11 protein-coding genes are annotated in these 20,031 nt (G+C 65.9%); 7 read left to right on the forward strand and 4 right to left on the reverse strand.

Translation table 11 applies throughout. The features are described from left to right. Window positions 1-47 precede the first annotated feature (47 nt). The 5 genes from LWH48_RS02980 to LWH48_RS03000 all read left to right on the forward strand — a co-directional run bounded on the left by LWH48_RS02980 (window position 48) and on the right by LWH48_RS03000 (window position 7,415). Window positions 48-1,706: a methyl-accepting chemotaxis protein gene (locus LWH48_RS02980; RefSeq protein ID WP_232911199.1), complete on the forward strand. Its 1,659-nt coding sequence runs from the start codon at window positions 48-50 to the stop codon at window positions 1,704-1,706. A 59-nt stretch (window positions 1,707-1,765) separates the two neighbouring features. Further along, on the forward strand, window positions 1,766-2,377 hold the full coding sequence (locus LWH48_RS02985; RefSeq protein WP_232911200.1) for a hypothetical protein: 612 nt from the start codon (window positions 1,766-1,768) through the stop codon (window positions 2,375-2,377). A gap of 61 nt (window positions 2,378-2,438) precedes the next feature. Continuing rightward, a complete protein-coding gene (locus LWH48_RS02990; protein WP_232911201.1) occupies window positions 2,439-3,254 on the forward strand; it encodes an alpha/beta fold hydrolase in 816 nt (271 codons plus the stop codon). Continuing rightward, on the forward strand, window positions 3,254-4,258 hold the full coding sequence (locus LWH48_RS02995) for a sensor domain-containing diguanylate cyclase (protein ID WP_232911202.1): 1,005 nt from the start codon (window positions 3,254-3,256) through the stop codon (window positions 4,256-4,258). Before LWH48_RS02990 ends, LWH48_RS02995 begins: the two co-directional genes overlap by 1 nt. Before the next feature lie 13 nt (window positions 4,259-4,271). Beyond that, entirely contained in the window at window positions 4,272-7,415 is a 3,144-nt protein-coding gene (locus tag LWH48_RS03000; protein WP_232911203.1) for a putative bifunctional diguanylate cyclase/phosphodiesterase, read from the forward strand. A 111-nt stretch (window positions 7,416-7,526) separates the two neighbouring features. Here the strand turns inward: LWH48_RS03000 and LWH48_RS03005 are convergent, their stop codons facing one another. Further along, on the reverse strand, window positions 7,527-9,014 hold the full coding sequence (locus LWH48_RS03005; RefSeq protein WP_232911204.1) for a sensor domain-containing diguanylate cyclase: 1,488 nt from the start codon (window positions 9,012-9,014) through the stop codon (window positions 7,527-7,529). A 116-nt stretch (window positions 9,015-9,130) separates the two neighbouring features. After that, window positions 9,131-12,535 carry a bifunctional diguanylate cyclase/phosphodiesterase gene (locus LWH48_RS03010; protein WP_232911205.1) on the reverse strand — a complete coding sequence of 1,135 codons (3,405 nt, stop codon included), beginning with the start codon at window positions 12,533-12,535 and terminating at the stop codon, window positions 9,131-9,133. A 367-nt stretch (window positions 12,536-12,902) separates the two neighbouring features. On the opposite strand from LWH48_RS03010, the gene LWH48_RS03015 reads away from it, so the two are divergent. Both LWH48_RS03015 and LWH48_RS03020 read left to right on the forward strand, forming a co-directional pair. Then, entirely contained in the window at window positions 12,903-14,885 is a 1,983-nt protein-coding gene (locus LWH48_RS03015; protein WP_232911206.1) for a sensor domain-containing diguanylate cyclase, read from the forward strand. A 183-nt stretch (window positions 14,886-15,068) separates the two neighbouring features. Beyond that, window positions 15,069-16,805 (forward strand): PilZ domain-containing protein, encoded by a 1,737-nt coding sequence (locus tag LWH48_RS03020; RefSeq protein WP_232911207.1) that lies wholly within the window; start codon window positions 15,069-15,071, stop codon window positions 16,803-16,805. 93 nt (window positions 16,806-16,898) lie between these two features. Here the strand turns inward: LWH48_RS03020 and LWH48_RS03025 are convergent, their stop codons facing one another. After that, window positions 16,899-18,023 carry an RNA-guided endonuclease InsQ/TnpB family protein gene (locus LWH48_RS03025; protein ID WP_232911208.1) on the reverse strand — a complete coding sequence of 375 codons (1,125 nt, stop codon included), beginning with the start codon at window positions 18,021-18,023 and terminating at the stop codon, window positions 16,899-16,901. A 194-nt stretch (window positions 18,024-18,217) separates the two neighbouring features. After that, window positions 18,218-19,594 carry a group II intron reverse transcriptase/maturase gene (gene ltrA, locus LWH48_RS03030; protein WP_232911209.1) on the reverse strand — a complete coding sequence of 459 codons (1,377 nt, stop codon included), beginning with the start codon at window positions 19,592-19,594 and terminating at the stop codon, window positions 18,218-18,220. Window positions 19,595-20,031: the final 437 nt, after the last annotated feature.

A 20,031-nucleotide genomic window follows, 5' to 3' on the forward strand; every position in this document is an offset into this window, starting at 1 on the left:
TTATTAAGTCAACAGCGCCAACTACGACAACAACGGCGGTATCGCTCATGCTCGCACGGCTCAATCGCATCAACGTGAAGTACACCCTCGCCTTCATCGGCGTGGCCCTCTCGCTGCTTATCGTCTTCGCCGCCAGCACCTTACTGGTGGGCTCCATCAAGCAGCGGATGACCGAATTCAGCGGCGCATTCAACCCGGCGATATCGGCGGTACTCAACGCCGACCGCGACCTCTATCAGGCACGCCTGGCCGAGCTGGCGGTGCTCGACGCGCTCCCCGGCAGCGAGGCCGCCGGGGCCTGGCGCAAGGAGCATCAAGAGAACGCCGACCAGGCGCGGGAGCGCATGCACGCCTTCCTCGAGCGACTGGCCGACTACCCGGCGATCACCGAACCGCTGGGTGACTTCGAGGCACGCTTCGTGACCTGGCTCGAAGCCTCCTCCCGGGTCTTCACCCTGCACGCCCAGGGTAACCTCGAGGCGGCCCAGGCCCAGCTTGATGGCGACGCCACCGAGGCTTTCGACGCCCTGCGCGAGCTCTACAACCTCGCCGGCGAGCGCGCCGACGAGGTCGGGCTGGCGCTGGAGGAGCGCACCCTGGTGGAGGTGGCCATGCAGCAGCGCTGGCTCGCCGGTTTCGCCGTGGTGGTGTTCCTGCTGGCCCTGGCGCTGGCCCTGGTCGGCCCCAACCTGATGTCGCGGGCCATTCGCCAGGTCAGCGCGCGGATCCGCGACATCACCGAGGGCGAAGGCGACCTCACCGCGCGCATCCAGAGCCGCCGCGGCGACGAGATCGGCGAGCTGGCCCGCGAGTTCAACGCCTTCATCGAGCGCATGGACCGCAGCTTCCAGGCGGTTCGCCACAGCGCCGAGACGGTGGGCCAGGCGTCCACCCAGATCGCCGGCGGCAGCGAGGATCTTGCCTCGCGCACCGAGCAGCAGGCCTCAGCGCTGCAGCAGACCGCCTCAAGCATGGAGGAAATGTCCTCCATCGTGACCCAGAACAGCGACACCGCCCGCCACGCCGACGACGTCTCCAGCGAGGCCACCGAGAAGGCGGAGCTCGGCATTCGGGAGGTCAAGCATCTGGCAGAGATGATGCAATCTCTAGATGTGAGCTCACGGCGGGTCGGCGAGATCATCGGGGTGATCGACTCCATCGCTTTCCAGACCAACATCCTGGCCCTCAACGCCTCGGTGGAGGCGGCGCGCGCCGGCGAGCACGGCCGCGGCTTCGCCGTGGTGGCAAGCGAGGTACGCACCCTGGCCAGCCGCAGCGCCCAGTCGGCCCAGGAGATCCGCGGCATGATCGAGGAGATCACCTCCGGCATCGCCGGCGGCGTCAAGCAGACCACCCGCAGCCGCGAGAGCATCGAAGCCACGGTCACCGGCATCCGCCAGGTGTCGGGGCTGATGAACGAGATCGCCCTGGCCGTGAAGGAGCAGGAGTCGGGAATCCAGCAGGTCGGCACCGCGGTCACCCAGATGGATAGCGCCACCCAGCAGAACGTCAGGCTGGTCAGCGATACCTCCCATGCCGCCGCCGAGATGCAGGCCGCCGCCCGCCGGCTACTGGAGATGGTCACCGCCTTCAAGCTGAGCGAGACGGCCACGATGTCTGCCGAGGACGATAGCGAGGAGACGCCGCAGCCTCAGGTGGAGGCGCGTGACGAGCCGGCCTGGGAAAGCGCCACGGCAGGTGTCTGAAGAGCAGGCCGCCATCAGGCAAGCCAGCACACAGGTGAGGAGATTCGAGGAGTGAGACGATGCAGGAGATGAGCTGGTGGGCCAGGCTGCTGCTGGGACTGTCAATCGCCCTGGCAGTGGCCGCCGTGGCTCTGTTCTTCAGGCTTCGCGGCCAGAAGGAGGAACCCAACGACCAGGAGCCCGCCCCTGCGGCGCCAACGAAACCCGCGACGTTACAGGATGACACCAGGGTTGCGGAAGCCAACCACCAGGCCAGGCTAAGGGAGGCCTCTCAGTCGCTGCAGCAATGCTGGTTCGTGGTCTTCGACACACCCTCGGCCGAAACCAACTGCCGACTCGCCGCCTTGCTCAAGGAACGCAACGCTCTTTATGACACCGAGCTTGGCGTTTATTACATCACCTCAGCAAGCGCCAGATACCAGCTGACTATTGCCCACTCCAGCTCGCCTGGGCGCCTGCCGCCCTTGCACCAGGACGCGGCAACCGAGGTCGACGGCATCTCGGTGCTGATCAAGTTCCTCAACAAGCGCAGCGTGGCCCGACACCCCGACACCTTCGTCGACGTGGTGCTGGCCGCACAGGGGATCGGCGGGCGGATCCTCGACGGCGAACGACGCCCCCTCTCGGTGGAAGCCTTCCGGCAACGGTTCGCCGTGATGTCGGCGTCTTGAGCTTTCGGGCCGCAGAGCCCAAGCTCCCTGGCAACACGACATGTCGACTCACGGAGCCCCGATGGCCGATATCCGCCACCTGTTGAACGTCACCGAGCACGGTCGTGGCGAGACCCCACTGCTGCTGATTCACGGCTTTGGCTGCGACCAGACCGCCTGGCGGCGGCTGCTTCCCTTCCTGGAGGCCGACTACCGCCTGATCCTGTTGGACCTGGCCGGTTTCGGCTGCGCCGCACCCGAAGTCTTCGACCCCGAACGCCACGCCACTCCGGCCGGCCACGCCGAGGACATCGTCGCCCTGTGCGATGCGCTCTCGCTTGAGGGTGCGATGATGCTCGGCCACTCCATCGGCGGCACCATCGGCATGCTCGCCTCGATCGCGCGTCCCAATGCCTTCCGCCGCCTGGTGATGGTATGCAGCTCGGCACGCTACCTGGATGACCCGCCCGACTACCGTGGCGGCTACAGCCACGAGCAGCTCGACGGGCTGATGCAGCTGATGGAGCAGAACTACCTGGACTGGGCTGGCACCCTCTCGAAGGTGGCGCTGGGCGATGCCGCCACCGCCAACCGAGAACACGACCTGCGCGAGCGCTTCCTGGCGGTGGAGCCGCAGGTGCTGCGCCCGTTGGCGCGTAGCATCTTCCTGGGCGACACCCGTCGCCACCTGGCCGAAGTCAGCGTGCCCAGCCTGATCGTGCAAACCGCGCGGGACGCCATCGTGCCACTGGAAGCCGCCGAGTACCTGCAGACCCACCTGCCCGAGAGTGAGCTGGCGGTGATGGAGAGCGCCGGCCACTACCCGCAACTCACCGACCCCGAACTGCTGGCCCGGACGCTGCAGGGACAGATCACTACCCGAGTGGACCGTCCTTGATGGGGATTCAGGCAGTCGACCTGGCCCGCTGGTGGCACCTCGCGCCCTTCGGCCAGGTGGTGATCGACGAGCAGGGGGTGATCCTGCAGGTCAACCGGACGCTAGGCGACTGGCTGGGCATGCCCATGCGCCGCCTGATTGACCAGCCAGCCAGCGAACTCTTCACCCCGGAGGCGCGTATGCTCTATTTAGGGCTGCTGGCCTACCGGGTGGCCGAACACGGCGAGGCCGGGGAGGTACACCTGACGCTACGGGTCAAGGAGGGCGAGCCCATGCCGGTGCTGTGCAGCGCCCGCCTCATACTGCACCAAGGTGCCAACCTCACCCTGCTCTCGATGCTCTCTATCGCGCGCAAGGACCGCCTGGAGCGGGAACTGCTCGAGGCCCGTCAGGCGACCCAGCGCGCCCTGGCCGAGAAGAGCGCGGCTCTGGCCGAACTCGAGGCCCTGCACGACACCCTGAGCACCCAGCGGGCGGCCTTGGAACAGGCGAACCAGCGATTGGGCCAGGAGGCGCTCAGCGATGCCCTCACCGGGCTGCCAAACCGGCGCCGCTTTGACCAAGTGCTGGACCAGGCGCTGGACCAGCGGCTCAAGGAGGCACCGCTTGTCGGGGATTTCACCCCTTTCAGTGTGGCGATGCTCGACATCGACCACTTCAAGCCGGTCAACGACCGCCACGGTCACGCCGCCGGCGACCGCGTCCTGCAGCGCCTGGGTGAGCTGCTCACCTGCAAAATACGTGGCGACGACCTCGCCGCACGCATCGGCGGCGAAGAGTTCGGCCTGCTGATGCCGGGAACCGACGGCAGTGCGGCTCGCTGCGCCCTGGAGCGGCTGCGTCGAGCCGTGGAGGCACGTCCTCTCGAGGGGCTGGCGATCACCCTAAGTATCGGGGTGACCCAGTATCGCGCCGGCGACACCCGTGAGACCCTGATGCAACGCGCCGACGACGCCCTTTATGCGGCGAAGCACGCGGGTCGCAACCGCATCGTCAGTGACTGACCGGGAGCCCACCATGCACGCCAGGACGGCCGCACCCCCTCGCGATGAGAGCAACCTGCCCTACCGCATTCGCGATGTGGCCCTGGACATCGGCCTGCTGATGATCGCCGCTACCTTCACCCTGCTCGGCGGCGCCGGGCTCGGCGCCCACTTGCTGGGCGTGGCCTATCCCCTGAGCGGCCTGATGGTGGCCGATGCCGCCCTCGCCGGCTTGCTGGGCGGACTCTGCCTGTTGGGCTGGCTTTATAAGGCACCTTGGCTGCGCCTCGTCGCGGCCCTGCCGCTGGTCGCCTTCACCCTCTACACCCTGGTTCATAACGCCTGGGCCGGAGGGCCCTGGCAGGGAAGTTCCTGGGTGACGGGCGGGTCGCGCATCTTGTCAGTCGCCGCTTTCCTGCTGATGCTGGTCGCCCTTTGCAGCCTAGCGGGGATGGCGAGCCGATGGCGACGGCTGCTATGGGTAGCCAGCGGTGCGCTGGCGCTGCTCGCCGGGGGCCTGTCCCTGGTGATGATGCTGCTTCCCGCCAGCCGCACTGGCTGGGGTGCCGGCTTCGTCTCGGCACCAATGCTCGCCACCCTTTACGCCCTGCTTGGCGGTATCGCCTTGATGGGGGCGGCCGTGCGTGGCCCGCGGGCGATGCTGCCTGTGGGCCGGCTGACCCAGCTCACCGCCGTGGCCGGCGTGCTGGTGAGTTGCCTGGCGTGGTATGTGCTGACCTGGAACGCCCAGACCACCATCCAGCGCCAGGCCTCCACGCTGCTGGATAACGTCGAGCTCAACGCGCGCCGCACCATGACCGCCCAGCTGGAGCTGATCCAGCGCCTGGCCTGGCGCCAGGGCCAGGAACCCGCCTTCTTCGCCGATCGGCTACGGGGGCATGACGTCGACAGCTACTTCCGCCATGCCCCCTACTTGGAGGCGCTGGTGCTGATGGACCCGCGAGGGCGGATCGTCGACCTGCGCGCGCCCCACCTGCTCGACCCGCGCCGCCTGCGCCATGAGATCATGCGCGCCGAGGTCGGCGACTGGCTCGCCCTACCCTGGCAGGCGCCCCATGCCATGCCGGCGCCGGACGCCCCCACGCGGCTGCTGATCGCCACCCCGGTGGATAACGAGGGGCGGCAGCTGGTCGCCCGGCTCGACCTCGCCCAGCTGCTGGCCCAGGAGCTCGGCGTGCAGATGCAGCGCTTCCGGGTCGAGGTCCGCTCCTCCCGGCCGCTGCTCGAGCTGCGCCAGCCGGGGCGCCTGCCGCCCCCCGAGACGGCACACCCACTGCCTCACCTCGGCACTCGTCTGGTCGGCCTACCGGGCGGCGGCCGGCTAACCCTCGAGGTACATCTGGACTCGCTGCCGGCCATGCTGCGCGCCGGCCTGATGCCCGGTGGTTTCGCCATCTCCGGGCTGATCCTGAGCTACCTGCTGGCCCTGAGCCTGGGCCTAGTGCGCCTGGTGCTGGGGCGTTCGCGTGAGCTGCTCGCCGCGCGACGGCGCCTGGAGGCGCAATACGACCTGGAGCAGCGCTTCCGCTCGCTCTATCTCTACCACCCGGATGGCGTCTTCTCCCTCGACCATGAGGGCCGCCTGGTGTCGGCCAACGCCACCTGCAGCGAGATCACCGGGCGGCAGAACGAGGAGGTGCTGGGTGAGCACTTCTCGGTGCTGCTGCAGCCTCAGGATACCCCGCGTCTGCAGGCGCTGTTCCAGACCACCCTGGCCGGGGAGCCTGGGCGCGTCGAACTCACCCTCACCCACCGCGACGGCGAGCTGCGTGCCCTTGACCTGACCACCCTGCCGATCATCGTCGAGGGCGAGACCCAGGGCGTCTTCGGCATCGCCAAGGACATCACCCGCCAGCGCGAGCACGAGGCCCAGATCGCCTACCAAGCCAGCCACGACCTGCTGACCGCGCTGCCCAATCGCATGCTGCTCGACGAGCGGCTTGCAGCGGCCTTCCGCGATTCACAGGAGCGCTCCCAGCCGCTGCTGGTGATGCTGCTGGATCTGGACGGCTTCAAGGCAGTGAACGACGGCCTGGGCCACGCCGTCGGCAACGCCCTGCTGGTCGCCGTCGCCGAGCGGCTGCGCGGTGTGATCGCCCCCGGCGATACCGTCGCCCGGCTGAGCGGCGACGAGTTCTGCCTGGTGTTGCCCGGCCGTAGCCATGAGACAGGTGACCATCTGGCGACCCGCCTGCTGGATGCGCTGAGCCGGCCTTACTACCTGGACGGGAATGCCGTACACATCAGCGCCAGCATCGGCATCGCCACCAGCGAAGGTGGGATCGGCCATGCCCAGGAGCTGCTACAGCAGGCCGATCTCGCCGTAAGCGGCGCCAAGCGCCAGGGGCGCAATACCTGGCAGTGGTACCGCGGCGACGGTCAGCGGATCACCGCAGAGGAAGTCCTGCTGCGCCACGACCTCTACACCGCCCTCAACAACGAGGAGTTCGTCCTGTACTACCAGCCCATCGTCGCGTCTGATGACGGCCGCGTGCGCGGCTTCGAGGCACTCATCCGCTGGCACCACCCGCATCGCGGGCTGATCTCTCCAGGTGTATTCATTCCACTGGCCGAACAGACCGGCCAGATCATCCCACTGGGGCGCTGGGTGCTGCAGCGCGCCTGCCGGGATGCCGCGGCGCTGCTCGCCGATGCGGACGCCTCGGCTACGCTGGCGGTCAACATCTCGTCGCTACAGTTCCGCCGGCCCGGCTTCCTGGAGGAGGTCGAGCAAGCCCTGGCCGTTAGCGGCCTGGCCCCCGAGCGGCTGGAGCTGGAGGTCACCGAGAGCATCCTGCTGGAGGGGGTCGCCCACGCCAGCGAGCTGATCCGGCGGCTCGGCGAGATGGGCGTGCGGGTCGCCCTGGACGACTTCGGCACCGGCTTCTCGAGCCTCAGCTACCTGCGCGATCTGCCGATCCACAAGGTCAAGCTCGACCGCGGCTTCATCCACGACATCCTCACCAACGAGCGCAACGCCGCTATCGTCCAGGGGGTGATCACCATGGCGCACCACATGGCGATGGTGGTGGTGGCGGAAGGTATCGAAACCGACGCCCAGCGCGAGGAGTTGCGTCGGCGCGGCTGCGACCTGATGCAGGGCTTCTACTTTGCACGACCGGCGCCGCTTGACGACATCACAGGACACACCCCATGACCACCCGCACCCGGGCAGCCGCGCCTTCGAAGCCTACCAGGCAGGACTGTCCAGGCGAGGATGCGAGCGCACTGGCTCGTGAAGTCAGGCATCGGAGTACGTCGCTCGGGCTTAATGGCCCGGGAAAGCGACGACGACATTGCGCCCCGCGTGCTTCGCGGCGTAGAGCGCCTCATCTGCCTCGGCCATCAATTGGCCGAGTGCGTCGGCGTCATCACGGGACTGGCGGGCCACACCGAGGCTGATGGTCATCCCGACTGACAACGGCGCGCCCTGTCCTGGCACTTTCACGCAGAAGGGGGCCTCCGCCACACGCCGGCGCAGCCTCTCGGCCAGCGACATGACCTGCCGATCCTGCATACTGGTCGCCAGGACGCCGAACTCCTCCCCACCCAGGCGTACCAGGCAGTCCTCGGGGCGTAACTCCTGTGCCAACCGATCGACCAGACACGACAGAAACGCGTCCCCCACCAGATGCCCGTAGGTGTCATTGATCCGCTTGAAGTGGTCGATATCGAGCAGGATCAGGTGGCGAGGCGAGGCGACGGGACCTTCCGCCATCCACCGGTCCAGGCCGCGCCGATTCAGCGCGCCGGTCAGCGCATCGCACTCCGAGGCGGCCTGTGCCTGCTCCTCTTCGTGCTTGCGTCTGCCGATGTCGACCAGCACCCCGGCCAACGCCACCGGTGTGCCCTGCTCGTTGTGTTCCAGCTCCGCGATGATCTCGTACCATGACCAGGTATCACGAGAAAACCGTACGCGGATATCGAGGCGAAACTGAGCATGTCCGGGAGTGTGGCGCGCCGCGCGTAACCGTGACCAGATCGCGGCACGATCCTCTGGATGCAGGCGCGCCGCCAGGCGCCTCAACGGCAAGCGAGGATAGCTCTCCGGGTAGCCCAGTGCCAACTTGAGCCCCTGGGAGCACCACACGCGTCCGTTTCGCAGGCTGACCTCCCAGACGCCGCAATCGGCGACCTTGTGGAACAGCTCCACTTGACGCGAACGATGGTTCAACTGGTAGCGATAGAGCGCCGCGGTGACCATCCGCGCCGCCGCCTCCAGCAGGTCGAGGCCCGCCCCCTCCCAGCTGACCCCACGCTCACAGTCATCGACGCCCAGCGTGCCCCACCACCGGCCATCCACGAAGATAGGGACAGTCGCCATCGATAGTGTCTCCTGACTCTCCAGGTGACGTCTGATAGGACCCTCCGGCAGCCGCGGGGTACAGAAATCATGGCGCCACCCCCTCTGACGCTCCGCCACCAGTTGCTGATACTCCGGTTCGTCACGCGAGGTAGCGAAGAGCCGACCACGATAGTAATCCAGCAACTGATAGCGTTCAGACGCGGCCCACTCGAACACGTAGTCCTGGACGACCTTGTCGAGCCGCATCTCCACCACCTGCAGAATCCAGACGCGGCTGGCACCGGTGACTGGGCCAAGCTCGGCCAGCAGCTGGCCGACCCCATCCGTCCAGTGCTCCATGGTCATCAGCGCCGTGCTTCCTCGCGTGAGCGCCGCCAGGCACGCTTCTGCGTCAAGAGGAACCGGTGCCGCCTCGGTGGGCAGCGAGGATCGCTGAGTGTTGCCATGCATGGGAAAGGCTCTGTGATAGGGGCTTGGTCTAAGCATGGTTGAACAAGTGGTCAACAACAAGGCCGAGGGCAAGACGATAGCCATCGTGGCACAGCGACCCTTGAATACGGCTGAGATCAGGGCCCGGCAGGGGCAGGCAGCAAGCCCGGCAGTGCCATGATGGCCTCTCGCGGCATCGGCCTGGCGAAGTAGAAACCTTGCAGCAAGTCACAGTGGCGGCGAATCAGATCCTGTTGCTGCTCCCGCTCCTCGATGCCCTCGGCCACCACCACCAGCTCCAGGTGGTGGGCCATGGTGATGATGCCCTGCACGATGGCGGCATTGCTGCGATTGGTGGCGATATCCTGGATGAAGGCGCGATCGAGCTTCAGCTTGTGGATCGGCAGATCGCGCAGGTAGCTAAGGCTCGAGAAGCCGGTGCCAAAGTCGTCCAGTGCGACCCGGATTCCCATCGCCTTAAGTTCGTTGATCAGAGCGATAGCTTGCTCGGCACCTTCCAGCAACACGCTCTCGGTGACCTCAAGCTCTAAGAGCTCTGGCGGCAGACCTGCCTCTTCCAGCGCTTCCTGGAGGTCGACCAGGAAGCCCTCGCGCCGGAACTGCAGCGAGGAGATGTTCACGGCGACCGGCACGGCAGGCCCCCCATCGGCACGCATGGCGGCGGCGTCCTGGCAGGCGCGGCACAGAATCCAGCGCCCCAGGGGGATGATCTGGCCGGTCTGCTCAGCCAGCGGGATAAACACGCCCGGCAAGATCAACCCGCGCTCCGGCTGGTGCCAGCGGATCAGCGCCTCCAACCCGCAGAGGCGCCCGTTCCTCGCCTCGACGATGGGTTGGTAATAGAGCTCGAACTGCCCCTCCTCCAGCGCGGTATGCAGCTCATGGCGCAGCAACACGGCCTCCTCGGTGAGGCGATGCTGATCCCCCTGGTACCAGTGCCAGGTGTTGCGGCCCTGCTGCTTGGCATCGGTCATCGCCAGATCGGCCCGCTGCATCAGCTGGTAGGCGTAATCCACGCCCTTGCAGTTGCAGGCGATGCCGATGCTGGCACTGATATGCAGCGGCGTGTCGCCGATCACGAAGGGGCGCGAGAACGTCTCCAGCAGCCGCTCCGCCATCTCGATGCAGGCGCCGCGGCCTTCGAAGCCCGGGAGCAGCAGAGAGAACTCATCACCGGCCATGCGCGCCAGGCAAGCGTCGCCGTCTACCACCTGGCGCAGCCGGTTACCCACCGCTACCAGCAGCTGGTTGCCGATGTGATAGCCAAGGCCGTCGTTGACGGCCTTGAAGCCGTCCAGGTCGAGGTGCATCACCACCAGATGCTCTCCCTGCTGCTGGGCCTGCGTGAAGGCCGCCTGCAGCCGCTTATCGAAGGCGCTGCGATTGAGCAGCCCGGTCAGCACGTCATGGGTCGCCTGGTAGGCCAGCTGGTCCTGCTGCTCGCGCTGCCGGGTGATGTCCTCCTGGATCCCGATGTAGTGGGTGCAGGCTCCCTCGTCGTCGAATACCGGGCTCAGCGCGAGGTGGTTCCAGAAGGGGGTGCCATCCTTGCGATAGTTGCGCAGGGTCACATCGGTCGACGCTCGCGCCCGGATCGCCTCGCGAATGGCGGTGAGCGCCTGCGGGTCAGTGTCGTGCCCCTGCAGGAAGCGGCAGTTCTTGCCCAGCACCTCCTCGGGCGCGTACCCGGTGATCTCGTAGAAAACGTCGTTGGAATACACCAGCGGCATGTCGGGGCGGCTGGCATCCGCCATCACCACCCCGTTGGGGGTAGCCTGGATACCGCGCTCGAGAAGGCTCAGCGCGGCAATGGCCTGACTGTTCTCGATGGCCACGGCGGCACTCGATGATAACGCCTCGATGAACCCCACGCGGGTATCCTCCCGCGATGCCTGCGGTTCCCGCCGCCGTGGCAGCCAGACGACCATGGCGCCGATCGGCTGTTGGTCACGGTTCAATAGCGGCATGGCGACGTGCAGGGTGGTATGGGCCTCCTCCGTCTGGGTTCGCCTGTCGGCAACCGAGCGGGCAATCAGGCCCTCCTCCTCCACCCACACCCTCGCGGGAGGATTCTCCTCACCTGACGAGAGGGTGTTGCGCAGGCAGACACGCTCCAGTTCCCCCCCCTGGGTCAGCTGATAGATGGCGCCACCGCTGGCTCGGGTGGCATCCAGCACGGTGGCCAGCACCTTGTCGAGCACGGTATCAATATCGCGCTCCCGGCTCAGCGCCACGCTGGTCTCCAGGAAGTTGGCCAGGGTGCGCTGCAGCCGGGCGGTGGCATTGGCGAGCTGGTCAATCTCGTGAATGTTCGAATGCACGGGCGGGCGCCGGGCGAAGTCGAAGGCCTCGATGGCACGGGTATGGCTCGCGATGCGCTGGAGTGTCGCTACAGGGTGGCGGGCGAGCCGCAAGGCCACCAGCACCGCCAGGACGAAAATCATCAATGCCACCAGCAGCTGGGTACTCATCAGGCGCTCGGCATCCAGGAAGAGCTCATCCTCCGGTATCGCCAACAGCGCGAAGAGATCTAGGGAACCGATCGGTGCCAGCGGAATGCGTACCTGATACCAGCCGTTGCCATCCTGCTGGATGGCGGGCGCTCCAGCGTCGCCGGGCTGCAGCTCAAAGGCGCCCCTGAGTGGTGCCGAGGGCAGCTCCTCCAGCGACGCCAGGCGGAAACGCTCCTCCCCCTCCGGCACCAGCATGCGCATCGCCTCGTGGTGAGCGACTACGGCACCCTCGCCATCGACGATGGCGATCTGCCCGTTCTCGGTGACACGCAGGCCGCCGAGATGTTGGGTGAGCTGCTGGAAGGCGATATCGAGCCCGATGACCGCGTCACCCTCGGCGCTGCGCCTGGCCATGGTGACACCCGGCACCTGGGTGGTGAAGAACAGGTAGGGGTCGGTGAGGATCGTTTGGGCGGTATCGCCCGCCGCGACATACCAGAGCCGCTGGCGTGCATCGAAGGTATAGCCCGGGAGCATGCGCGTCTCGATCAGCGCGTCGTCGGCCCCGAAGAAGTGATACCGCCCGCGGACCTCCCGGGGGGTGAGCGGCTCGATCGTCTGCACCATGAGATCGGCGGTAGGTGGCGCCGAGAAACGCTCGGCGACCTCGACGCTATCCAGCGGTCGGAACAGCACGAAGCGGCCATCGGCATACCCGGCATAGACTGCCTGGGCCATGGGGTTGCCGGCCAACACTTCCCTCGCCAGGGGCACCAGTTCGAGCTGTGCCTCATGGGAGTCGGCGGTGGCGAATTCGCTGTAGGCCAGCAGACGCAGCTGGTTGTCGGCGGGCTCGAAGATACGCCCGATATGCTCGTCGAGCAGCGAGGCGATCTGGGTGACGCTGTCCCGGGTCGCCACCTCCACCGATTGCTGAGTGCTTCGATAGCTGCTGTAACCCAAGGCCGCGGCGACGACGCCGGCCAGCAGGGTGACCGCGATGGCCACGGCAGCACGCAGCGGGATGCTTACCCTCGCTCGACCGGCTTGCGGGTACCGTCTGGGCATGAGGCAGGCTCTATAGGGTGGCGATGATGGTGGGCACTCAAGGTACGCTACCACCATTCACTAATTTCTGCGCAACTCGCGTTGATCGTAACCCTGGCCACCGCTCCCGGTTTCAACGAGCTCGCCAGACTGGCGACATCACGACGCCCGCCAACCAGCCGGTGCGAGCAGCGGGAGGATGCCGGGGCCATCCGATGGGATGGCCGAGCCTGATCCGTTGAGCAAACGGCTGGTACTCGGGGGGACGTTAGGCGTCTTTTGCTGGATACTCCGCGCTTTCAACGGGAAAGATGGCTTCACACGGCTCCCGACACCCAGGATCCCTTGCCTGCATGGACCGCGGCTGTCCCGACTCGAGGCTCCGCCAGTGATCATCAAACTCCTCTGGGCCCGCCTGACGGTGGCCATCCTGCTGCCGATGGCGCTGGTCACCCTGACACTGACACCGATCTTCGCCTCGCATCTCGAGGCGAGGATCGATAGTGCGCGCGGGTCGGCCGAGGCGCTGCTGGCCTCGGAGTACGAGATGCTGCTGCAGGGGATGAACGAGAGCTTCAACCAGGTGCTGGCCACCGCGGAGTTTCCCCTGCTGAGCCGTTTCCTGGCCAGGCAGACGGCCAGCCAGACGCCTACCTGGGACCTGGCGGCACGACGCGACCGCGAGCAGCTGGAGGCGCTGTTCGAGACCCTGCTCACCCATTTCGGCCGCTATACCCGCCTGGCGGTGATCGACACCGAGGGTCGTGAGTGGGTAAGCGCGCCCACTACTCCCCTGCTGCCAAGACCGCCGCTCGTCGAGCATGGCGAGATCCCCGCCTTCCGCCAGGCCATGGGCCTGCAGGCCCGCGACCTGTATGTCTCGCCGCCGCGCCCTGGCGCCTCAGGCGACGCCCAGGCACCGGTGACGACGGTCATCGACATCGCCACGCCGATCATCGACGCGCGCGGCAAGCGCCTGGGCGTGCTGCTGTTTACCCTCGACTGGTCGCGCATCGCCGCCTCGCTGCCGCACACCCGCCAGGCCGCTCAGGGCGACGCGCTGCTGGTGGATGCCCAGGGCCAACGGCTGTTGCCCGGCGCCGACAGCCAGGGCGAACGCTTCGGCCGTCCGCTGAGTGAGGAGCGCCCCGCCACCTGGGCGGCCATGTCGGACCGCAATCAGGGAGTGGCCGAGCTGGATGACCGCCTGCTCGCCTTTCGCACCCACGACATCCGTACCCAGCACTACCGCAGCCAGGCCGGGAGCATCGTCAGCGACCCGGGCACCCAGCCCTGGCGCCTCGGCATCCTGGTCTCGCGGCCCAGTCTGGCGGGGCTGCTCGGCGAGAGCCCGGTGCAGCCGCTGGCCATCGCCCTGGTCTATGCGCTGTCGCTGGCCTTCGGGTTGTTCTGGGTGCTCAGCAACCACCGCCTGCGCGGGCTACGGCAGCGTGCATTGCTGTTCTCCCGCGAGGCCCGCCAGTACGCCGGAGAGGTGCAGGACCTCTACGAGCATGCCCCCTGTGGCTACCACTCGTTGGACAGTGACGGCCGGGTAGTGAAGATCAACCGTACTGAGCTCGACTGGCTGGGCCATCACGCCGACGAGGTGATCGACAAACGCTTCTACCGCGACTTCGTGACCCCGGAGACCCGCGAAGCCTTCGATACTGCCTTCCGCCAAGTGCTGGGCGAAGGCCAGGAGGGCAGCGCCGAATGCGAGCTGCTGTGTCGCGATGGCACTCGCCTACCGGTGGCGATCCAGGCCACCGCCCAGGTCACCGACGACGGCTTCCAGTATTCACGCGCCATGGTGTTCGACCTCAGCGAGCGCAAGGCACTGGAGGCACGCCTGGAGAAACAGGCGCTCACCGACCCGCTCACAGGGCTTGGAAACCGCCGCTACCTGGAGGACCAGGCGGCCATGGAGATCGCCCGCGCCAAGCGCAGCGGAGCACCGATGGCGCTGATCGCCATCGACCTCGACCACTTCAAGCGCATTAACGACCGCCACGGCCACGACGTGGGCGATGTGGTGTTGCAGGCCTTCGCCGGACTGGCTCGCCGAGTGCTGCGCGATGGTGACGTGCTGTGCCGCATGGGCGGCGAGGAGTTCGCCGTGCTGCTGCCCGACACCAACCGCGAGCAGGCCCTGCAGGTGGCGGATCGCCTGCGCCAGGCCATCGAGACAACACCGGCTCGCCTCGACGCCGATACCGCCGAGGGCGCCCTCGCCTACACTGCCTCGCTCGGCGTAACCCTGGTCGGCGCCGGTGAGGCCACCCTGAAGCCGGCGATCAAACGCGCCGACCGGGGCCTCTATGCCGCCAAGGAGGCGGGACGAAACCGCGTTACGTGGCAGACCGGGTGAACGGACGACGATGCCGGGGCTGGCACGCGACCTCATGATTGCTCGACCTGTGCCGAAAAGGAATTTGCCCGCGCCGATTGTTTTGCTAAATAAGAGGTATAGTGTGTGCCTATATAGCAAAAATCGGCCTATGCTCTTGATGTAGGTCAATAAAAATGACGCTCGCATGCGCAGGTGACTCACATGGCTCTCCCTACCCTGTACGCCAACCCCTCGGCTGCAGTGATCCGTTCACTGCTGCAGCACACCCACGACGTGTCGGTCTATGCCAAGGAGATGGCCTACCCGCTGCATGCTCAGGTGCATGAACTCGACCTGAGCAACGGACGTCTGGTGCTGGAAGTGGAGTACGCCGGCAGCGACATCGAACGCTATGTGGTCAACGGCGGCATCAGCTTCGATCTCGAGGCGATCAAGGGGTCCCAGGCGCTGGAACGCGAGACCTACAGCCTGAGCAACGTCGCCGCCCGGCTGCACAAGACCGACAGCACCCTCTACCATCTGGAGTGCCAGCTGCCGGAGTCGGTATTCGTCGCCGAGCAGCGCGGTGCGATTCGCATCCCCTTCATCCTCGGTATGCAGGCGCGGGTCAGCCTCGACGTCTACCTGCACGAGCTCAACGTACCGGGACGACTGCGCAACCTCTCCGTGGGGGGCTGCATGGTGGACATCGACCTGTCTGAGAGCGTGGCGGTCAATGTCGACCAGGAGATCCCTGGGATCAGCATCGAGTTTCCCAACGGTGAAAGCTTCTTCGCCGAAGGTAAGATCCGACACATTAGGCCCTTCGGCAACCACGGTTATGCGGTCGTGGGCGTGCAGTTCATGCAGCTGACCACCCACCAGAGCGAGGCGCTGTTTCGCTATGTGACGGAATCTGAGCGTGAAGCGGCCTACCGTACTGGAGCCAACGACAAGCTCGACTACCACTCCCCGCTCTTCGTCCCCGGGGCCAAGGAGAAGAAGATTCTGCAGCGTGAAGCCCAGGAGCGCGAGAAGCGCGCCCGCCAGTCGCCCATGGAGCGTGGCGTGATGGATATTACCCACCGTCTTCAGGTGGGTCTGATGTATATGAAGACCCGCGACATATTTCCCGCAGAGATCTTCTACGACTGTGTCGATACCCTACGCTACCTGGTGGAGCAGGATCGCAAGGCATTCCTCTTCGCCCTCTCTCTGCTGCGCGAGGAGCCGGAGTGGGTTCGGCATGCAGTGCAGGTGGCTGGGCTTCTGGCTGACATGCTTATTATCCGGGATCCTCACGATCCCAAGGTGCGTGAGGCGGTGCTGGGCGCCCTGCTGCACACCTTGGGCAAGCCGCTGCTGATCGGACCGCAGCTGCCCTCGCTCAAGGTCAACATGACCCCGCCGCAGAAGGAGCTGCTTCGCGGGCATGTGGCCGCGCTGCGCGACAAGCTGACGGCGCTAGACTGGACGTCCAGTCCCACCTGCCGAGAGGTGATCGAGAACGCCAACGAGCGCCTCGACGGCACCGGCTATCCCGCCGGCCGGCGAGGTGAAGAGCTCTCGGAGCTGGTGCGTCTAGTGACGGTCATCAAGGCCGTCAACAAACTGATGCATGTGCGTAACGGTATCCCACCACGCCCCCCTTTGGACGCCTACCGCATGATCCACGAGGCGGCCACGGCCTACGACAAGACGGTGCTGGTTGAGTACATCCAGATCTACGGACTCTATCCGATAGGCAGCCTGGCCAAGTTCTCCGGGGGCTTCCTTGCCTGGGTTCTGGACATCGACGGCAAGGGAATGCCAATCCAGGTCAAGGTAGTCAAGAACCTGCGCTTCCCTGATACCAACATCAGCAGCGAGTTGGGCAGCGGCGACTTCTCGCAGATCGGAAAGCTCGAGGACATCGTCAACCCCGCCGACTACGGCGTGAATGTGCACAAGGTGCACTGACACTCCCCGCCTGCTGCGCTTCGCGCTTTAGGCGAGGGTTCTTGGGTCACCCCGAGAACCTTCCTGCTTCGACACGCCTTCACTAGGCAGCAGCTAAGCCGCTGCCCCCGCTCCAGTCGCTCCACAGGCTAACCCCGCCAGCCCGGCGGTTCGGATATTTCTGGCCGCGTTGATATCACGGTCGATGGCTTGGCCGCAGCCCTCGCAGCGCCAATGGCGCTGCGACAGCGGTAGCCTCTCAATCTTGTGCCCGCAGCCGTGGCACATCTTGCTACTGGGCAGCCACTGGCTGACCTTCACCAGTTCTCGGCCCGCCCAGGCCGCTTTGTATTCGAGTTGGCGGACGAACTCGCCCCAGCCCGCATCGCTGATGGCCTTGGCCAAGGAACGGTTCTTGACCATGCCAACGATGTTCAGCGACTCGACACACAGCACTTGGTTTTCGTTAATCAGCGTGCGGGTCGCTTTGTGGGTGGCATCACGGCGGCAGTCCGCGATCTTGGCATGAAGCCGTGCCACCTTGTTTCGCGCCTTGGCCCGATTCTTCGAGCCTTTCTGCTTTTTCGCCAACCGGCGCTGCCAATATGCCAGCTTGGCTTCGTAGCGTTTCAGGTGGCGCGGATTGCCGGACTTCATGCCCTCGCTGGTGATGAATATGTCGGTCAGGCCGAGGTCTATGCCTACCATCTTCGGCGTGACCGGCAGCGTCTCTGGCTCGAATTCGCACAGGCAGCTGATGAAATAGCGGCCAGCACGATCCTGCGAGATCGTGATGCTGGAGGGCGCGCTGGGCAGTGGGCGGCTCCGGCGGATCAGCAGCGGCGTGCTGGTCTTGGCGATAATGATCTCACCATCCCGATAGCGGAAAGCGGCCTTGGTCAGCCGGATCGACTGCCGGCCATCCTTGCGCTTGAAACGCGGATAGCGCGCTTTGAGCTTGGGATTGAAGAAGTTGTCGAAGGCGGCTTTCTGATCCCGCAGCGTCTGCTGGAGGATCACGCTGGAGACATCTTTCAGCCAAAGATATTCGGCTTTAAGCGCTACCAGCCGCTTTTCCGCTGCGGAATGCGACACCGATTCACCCCGCTGCTGATACGCCTCGGTGCGATAGGCCAGCGTATTGTTCCAGACGAAACGCGCACATCCGAACGACTTGGCCAGCAGCTCAGCCTGTTCGGGGGTGGGATAGAACCGCTCTTTATAGGCACGTTTCGTCATACTGTATAAATATCAGGCGTGATTGGCAATATCAACATCGACAGGCACCGCTGCGCGGTGCGCGCTTATATCACCGCCCGAGTGGGCGATGCTTTACGCGCTGTCTGGTATCGGGTAGGGGCCGGGGTCACCCCCGGCGCCCTCCCACACCACCGGGCATACGGTTCCGTACCACGGCGGTTCACGAAGAACGACTAAGCCCTCTTGACCGTATCGAGTACCGAGATCAGACCCTGCTGCTCGAACCATTTCCGTGGCAAGGCCTGATTCATGTGCGAGGTGCCGGCGTTCCACCAAGGGCCTCGCCCGTTTCCCGCTGACTTCCACGCCCGGTGGTGATCCAGGCCCAGCGCCGTAAGCTTCCGGCGCCGGGTCCATGGGCGCTTCCATTGCCGCCAGATCACGCAACGAAGTCGGCGACGTATCCAACCATCCAGCGCCTCCAGCGGGCGCTTTACGTCGACGAGGGAGAAGTAGTTGGCCCAGCCCCGCAGGACCGGAATCAACTCTTCAATAACGCGCCGTATGTTGCGCCCCCTGCCGCGCTTGAGGATCTCGCGGACACGCTGCATCAGGCGCTGCAGGCTGGCCTTGGCCAGCGTCAGCTTCGGCAACCTGTGCCGAGTCAGCGTGTAGCCCAGATACCCCCGGTTCCACGGCCGGTCCACCGCACTCTTGTCGCGATTGACCGTCAGCCTGAGCGAGCTCTCGAGAAAATCACTCAGGCTGGCCATGACGCGCTCACCTGCTCGCCGACTCCTGACATACACCTGCATGTCGTCGGCATAGCGGCAGAAGCGGTGACCGCGGCGTTCCAGTTCCTTGTCCGCGTCATCCAGCAGGATATTCGCCAGCAGCGGGCTCAGTGGCCCACCCTGGGGCGTTCCCTGCCGGCGTGGCGCGGCCAGGCCGTCCTGGAACATCCCGGCTTCCAGGTAGCGACGGATCAGGCGCAGCACCCGCTTGTCGCGGACGCGGCGCGCGACCCGCGCCATCAGCAGGTCGTGGTTTACTCTGTCGAAGAAGGCTTTCAGGTCGAGGTCGACCACCCAGCGGTGGCCGGCGGTGACATGGGTCTTCATCGCCGAGACGGCCTGCTGGGCGCTGCGTCTGGGGCGATAGCCGTAACTCGATGCGGAGAAACCCGGATCGAAGATTGGCGTCAGCACCTGCAGCAGCGCCTGCTGGATCAACCGGTCGGTGACCGTGGGAATGCCGAGCTGCCGCGTCCCGCCCTTGGGCTTGGGGATCTCGACGGCCCGGACCGGGCTGGGGTGGTACTCACCGGCCAGTAACCGCTCGCGCAGCGTTGGCCAGCATTCCTTCAGGTGGTCGGCCAACTGGTGCACCGTCATGCCATCGGCACCCGGCGCGCCTTTGTTGGCGACCACCTTGCGGTAAGCCCGCGCCATGTTGGCCTTCTCTACCACAGCCTCCATGAGCGGGGCGGGCTCCGCTTTCGTCCACGATGACGACGCCGGGACCGTCTCGACGCCCACCGGCTGAGACTCGGGGTGCCGCCCCTGCCCCTCTGGGTGGGTGGCGGTATCAACGCCACTTCCTGTCTTCATGATCGATCCTCGAGACGTCATCGCCTACTCGCGGTTCTTCATGTTCGGCCCTTGGTGCCGCGGTGAACCGGCACTTACTATGGCCTCTGCTGACGTCTGGTGGCCCATCCCGTCGCCTCTCGACGCCGGTAGCACCGTGGCAGACCACCAGACCTCCCAGGGTAAGACGCGCGACCTTCCCGCTTATGCCTGTCGGATCTACGTCATGGCGTTCCGTGCAAGTACCGGGCTTTGGTGATGCTTGCCACCTCACCCCGCCATGCCGCCTCGTATCCGCTTCCTGTTCGTCAGGCCAGCGTTTTGCTTCGGGCTGCCTTCGGATTCCCCCTCACGGGAGACACCCTTGCCGTCAGCTAGCACTTCCCCTTGCCGGGCGTGCAGGGGACTTTCACCCCCAAGTCATTCCAAGGCACCACCCTTGGAAACAGCGCCAGTCA

The sequence above is a fragment of the Halomonas sp. G15 genome (assembly GCF_021282295.1).
GTDB lineage: Bacteria > Pseudomonadota > Gammaproteobacteria > Pseudomonadales > Halomonadaceae > Halomonas > Halomonas alimentaria.

What these genes read in the sequence shown, in the direction of transcription:
- LWH48_RS02980 (WP_232911199.1), top strand. Translation starts at nt 48, where the DNA reads ATGCTCGCACGGCTCAATCGCATCAACGTGAAGTACACCCTCGCCTTC.
- LWH48_RS02985 (WP_232911200.1), top strand. Translation starts at nt 1,766, where the DNA reads ATGCAGGAGATGAGCTGGTGGGCCAGGCTGCTGCTGGGACTGTCAATC.
- LWH48_RS02990 (WP_232911201.1), top strand. Translation starts at nt 2,439, where the DNA reads ATGGCCGATATCCGCCACCTGTTGAACGTCACCGAGCACGGTCGTGGC.
- LWH48_RS02995 (WP_232911202.1), top strand. Translation starts at nt 3,254, where the DNA reads ATGGGGATTCAGGCAGTCGACCTGGCCCGCTGGTGGCACCTCGCGCCC.
- LWH48_RS03000 (WP_232911203.1), top strand. Translation starts at nt 4,272, where the DNA reads ATGCACGCCAGGACGGCCGCACCCCCTCGCGATGAGAGCAACCTGCCC.
- LWH48_RS03005 (WP_232911204.1), bottom strand. Translation starts at nt 9,014, where the DNA reads ATGCATGGCAACACTCAGCGATCCTCGCTGCCCACCGAGGCGGCACCG.
- LWH48_RS03010 (WP_232911205.1), bottom strand. Translation starts at nt 12,535, where the DNA reads ATGCCCAGACGGTACCCGCAAGCCGGTCGAGCGAGGGTAAGCATCCCG.
- LWH48_RS03020 (WP_232911207.1), top strand. Translation starts at nt 15,069, where the DNA reads ATGGCTCTCCCTACCCTGTACGCCAACCCCTCGGCTGCAGTGATCCGT.
- LWH48_RS03025 (WP_232911208.1), bottom strand. Translation starts at nt 18,023, where the DNA reads ATGACGAAACGTGCCTATAAAGAGCGGTTCTATCCCACCCCCGAACAG.
- ltrA (WP_232911209.1), bottom strand. Translation starts at nt 19,594, where the DNA reads ATGAAGACAGGAAGTGGCGTTGATACCGCCACCCACCCAGAGGGGCAG.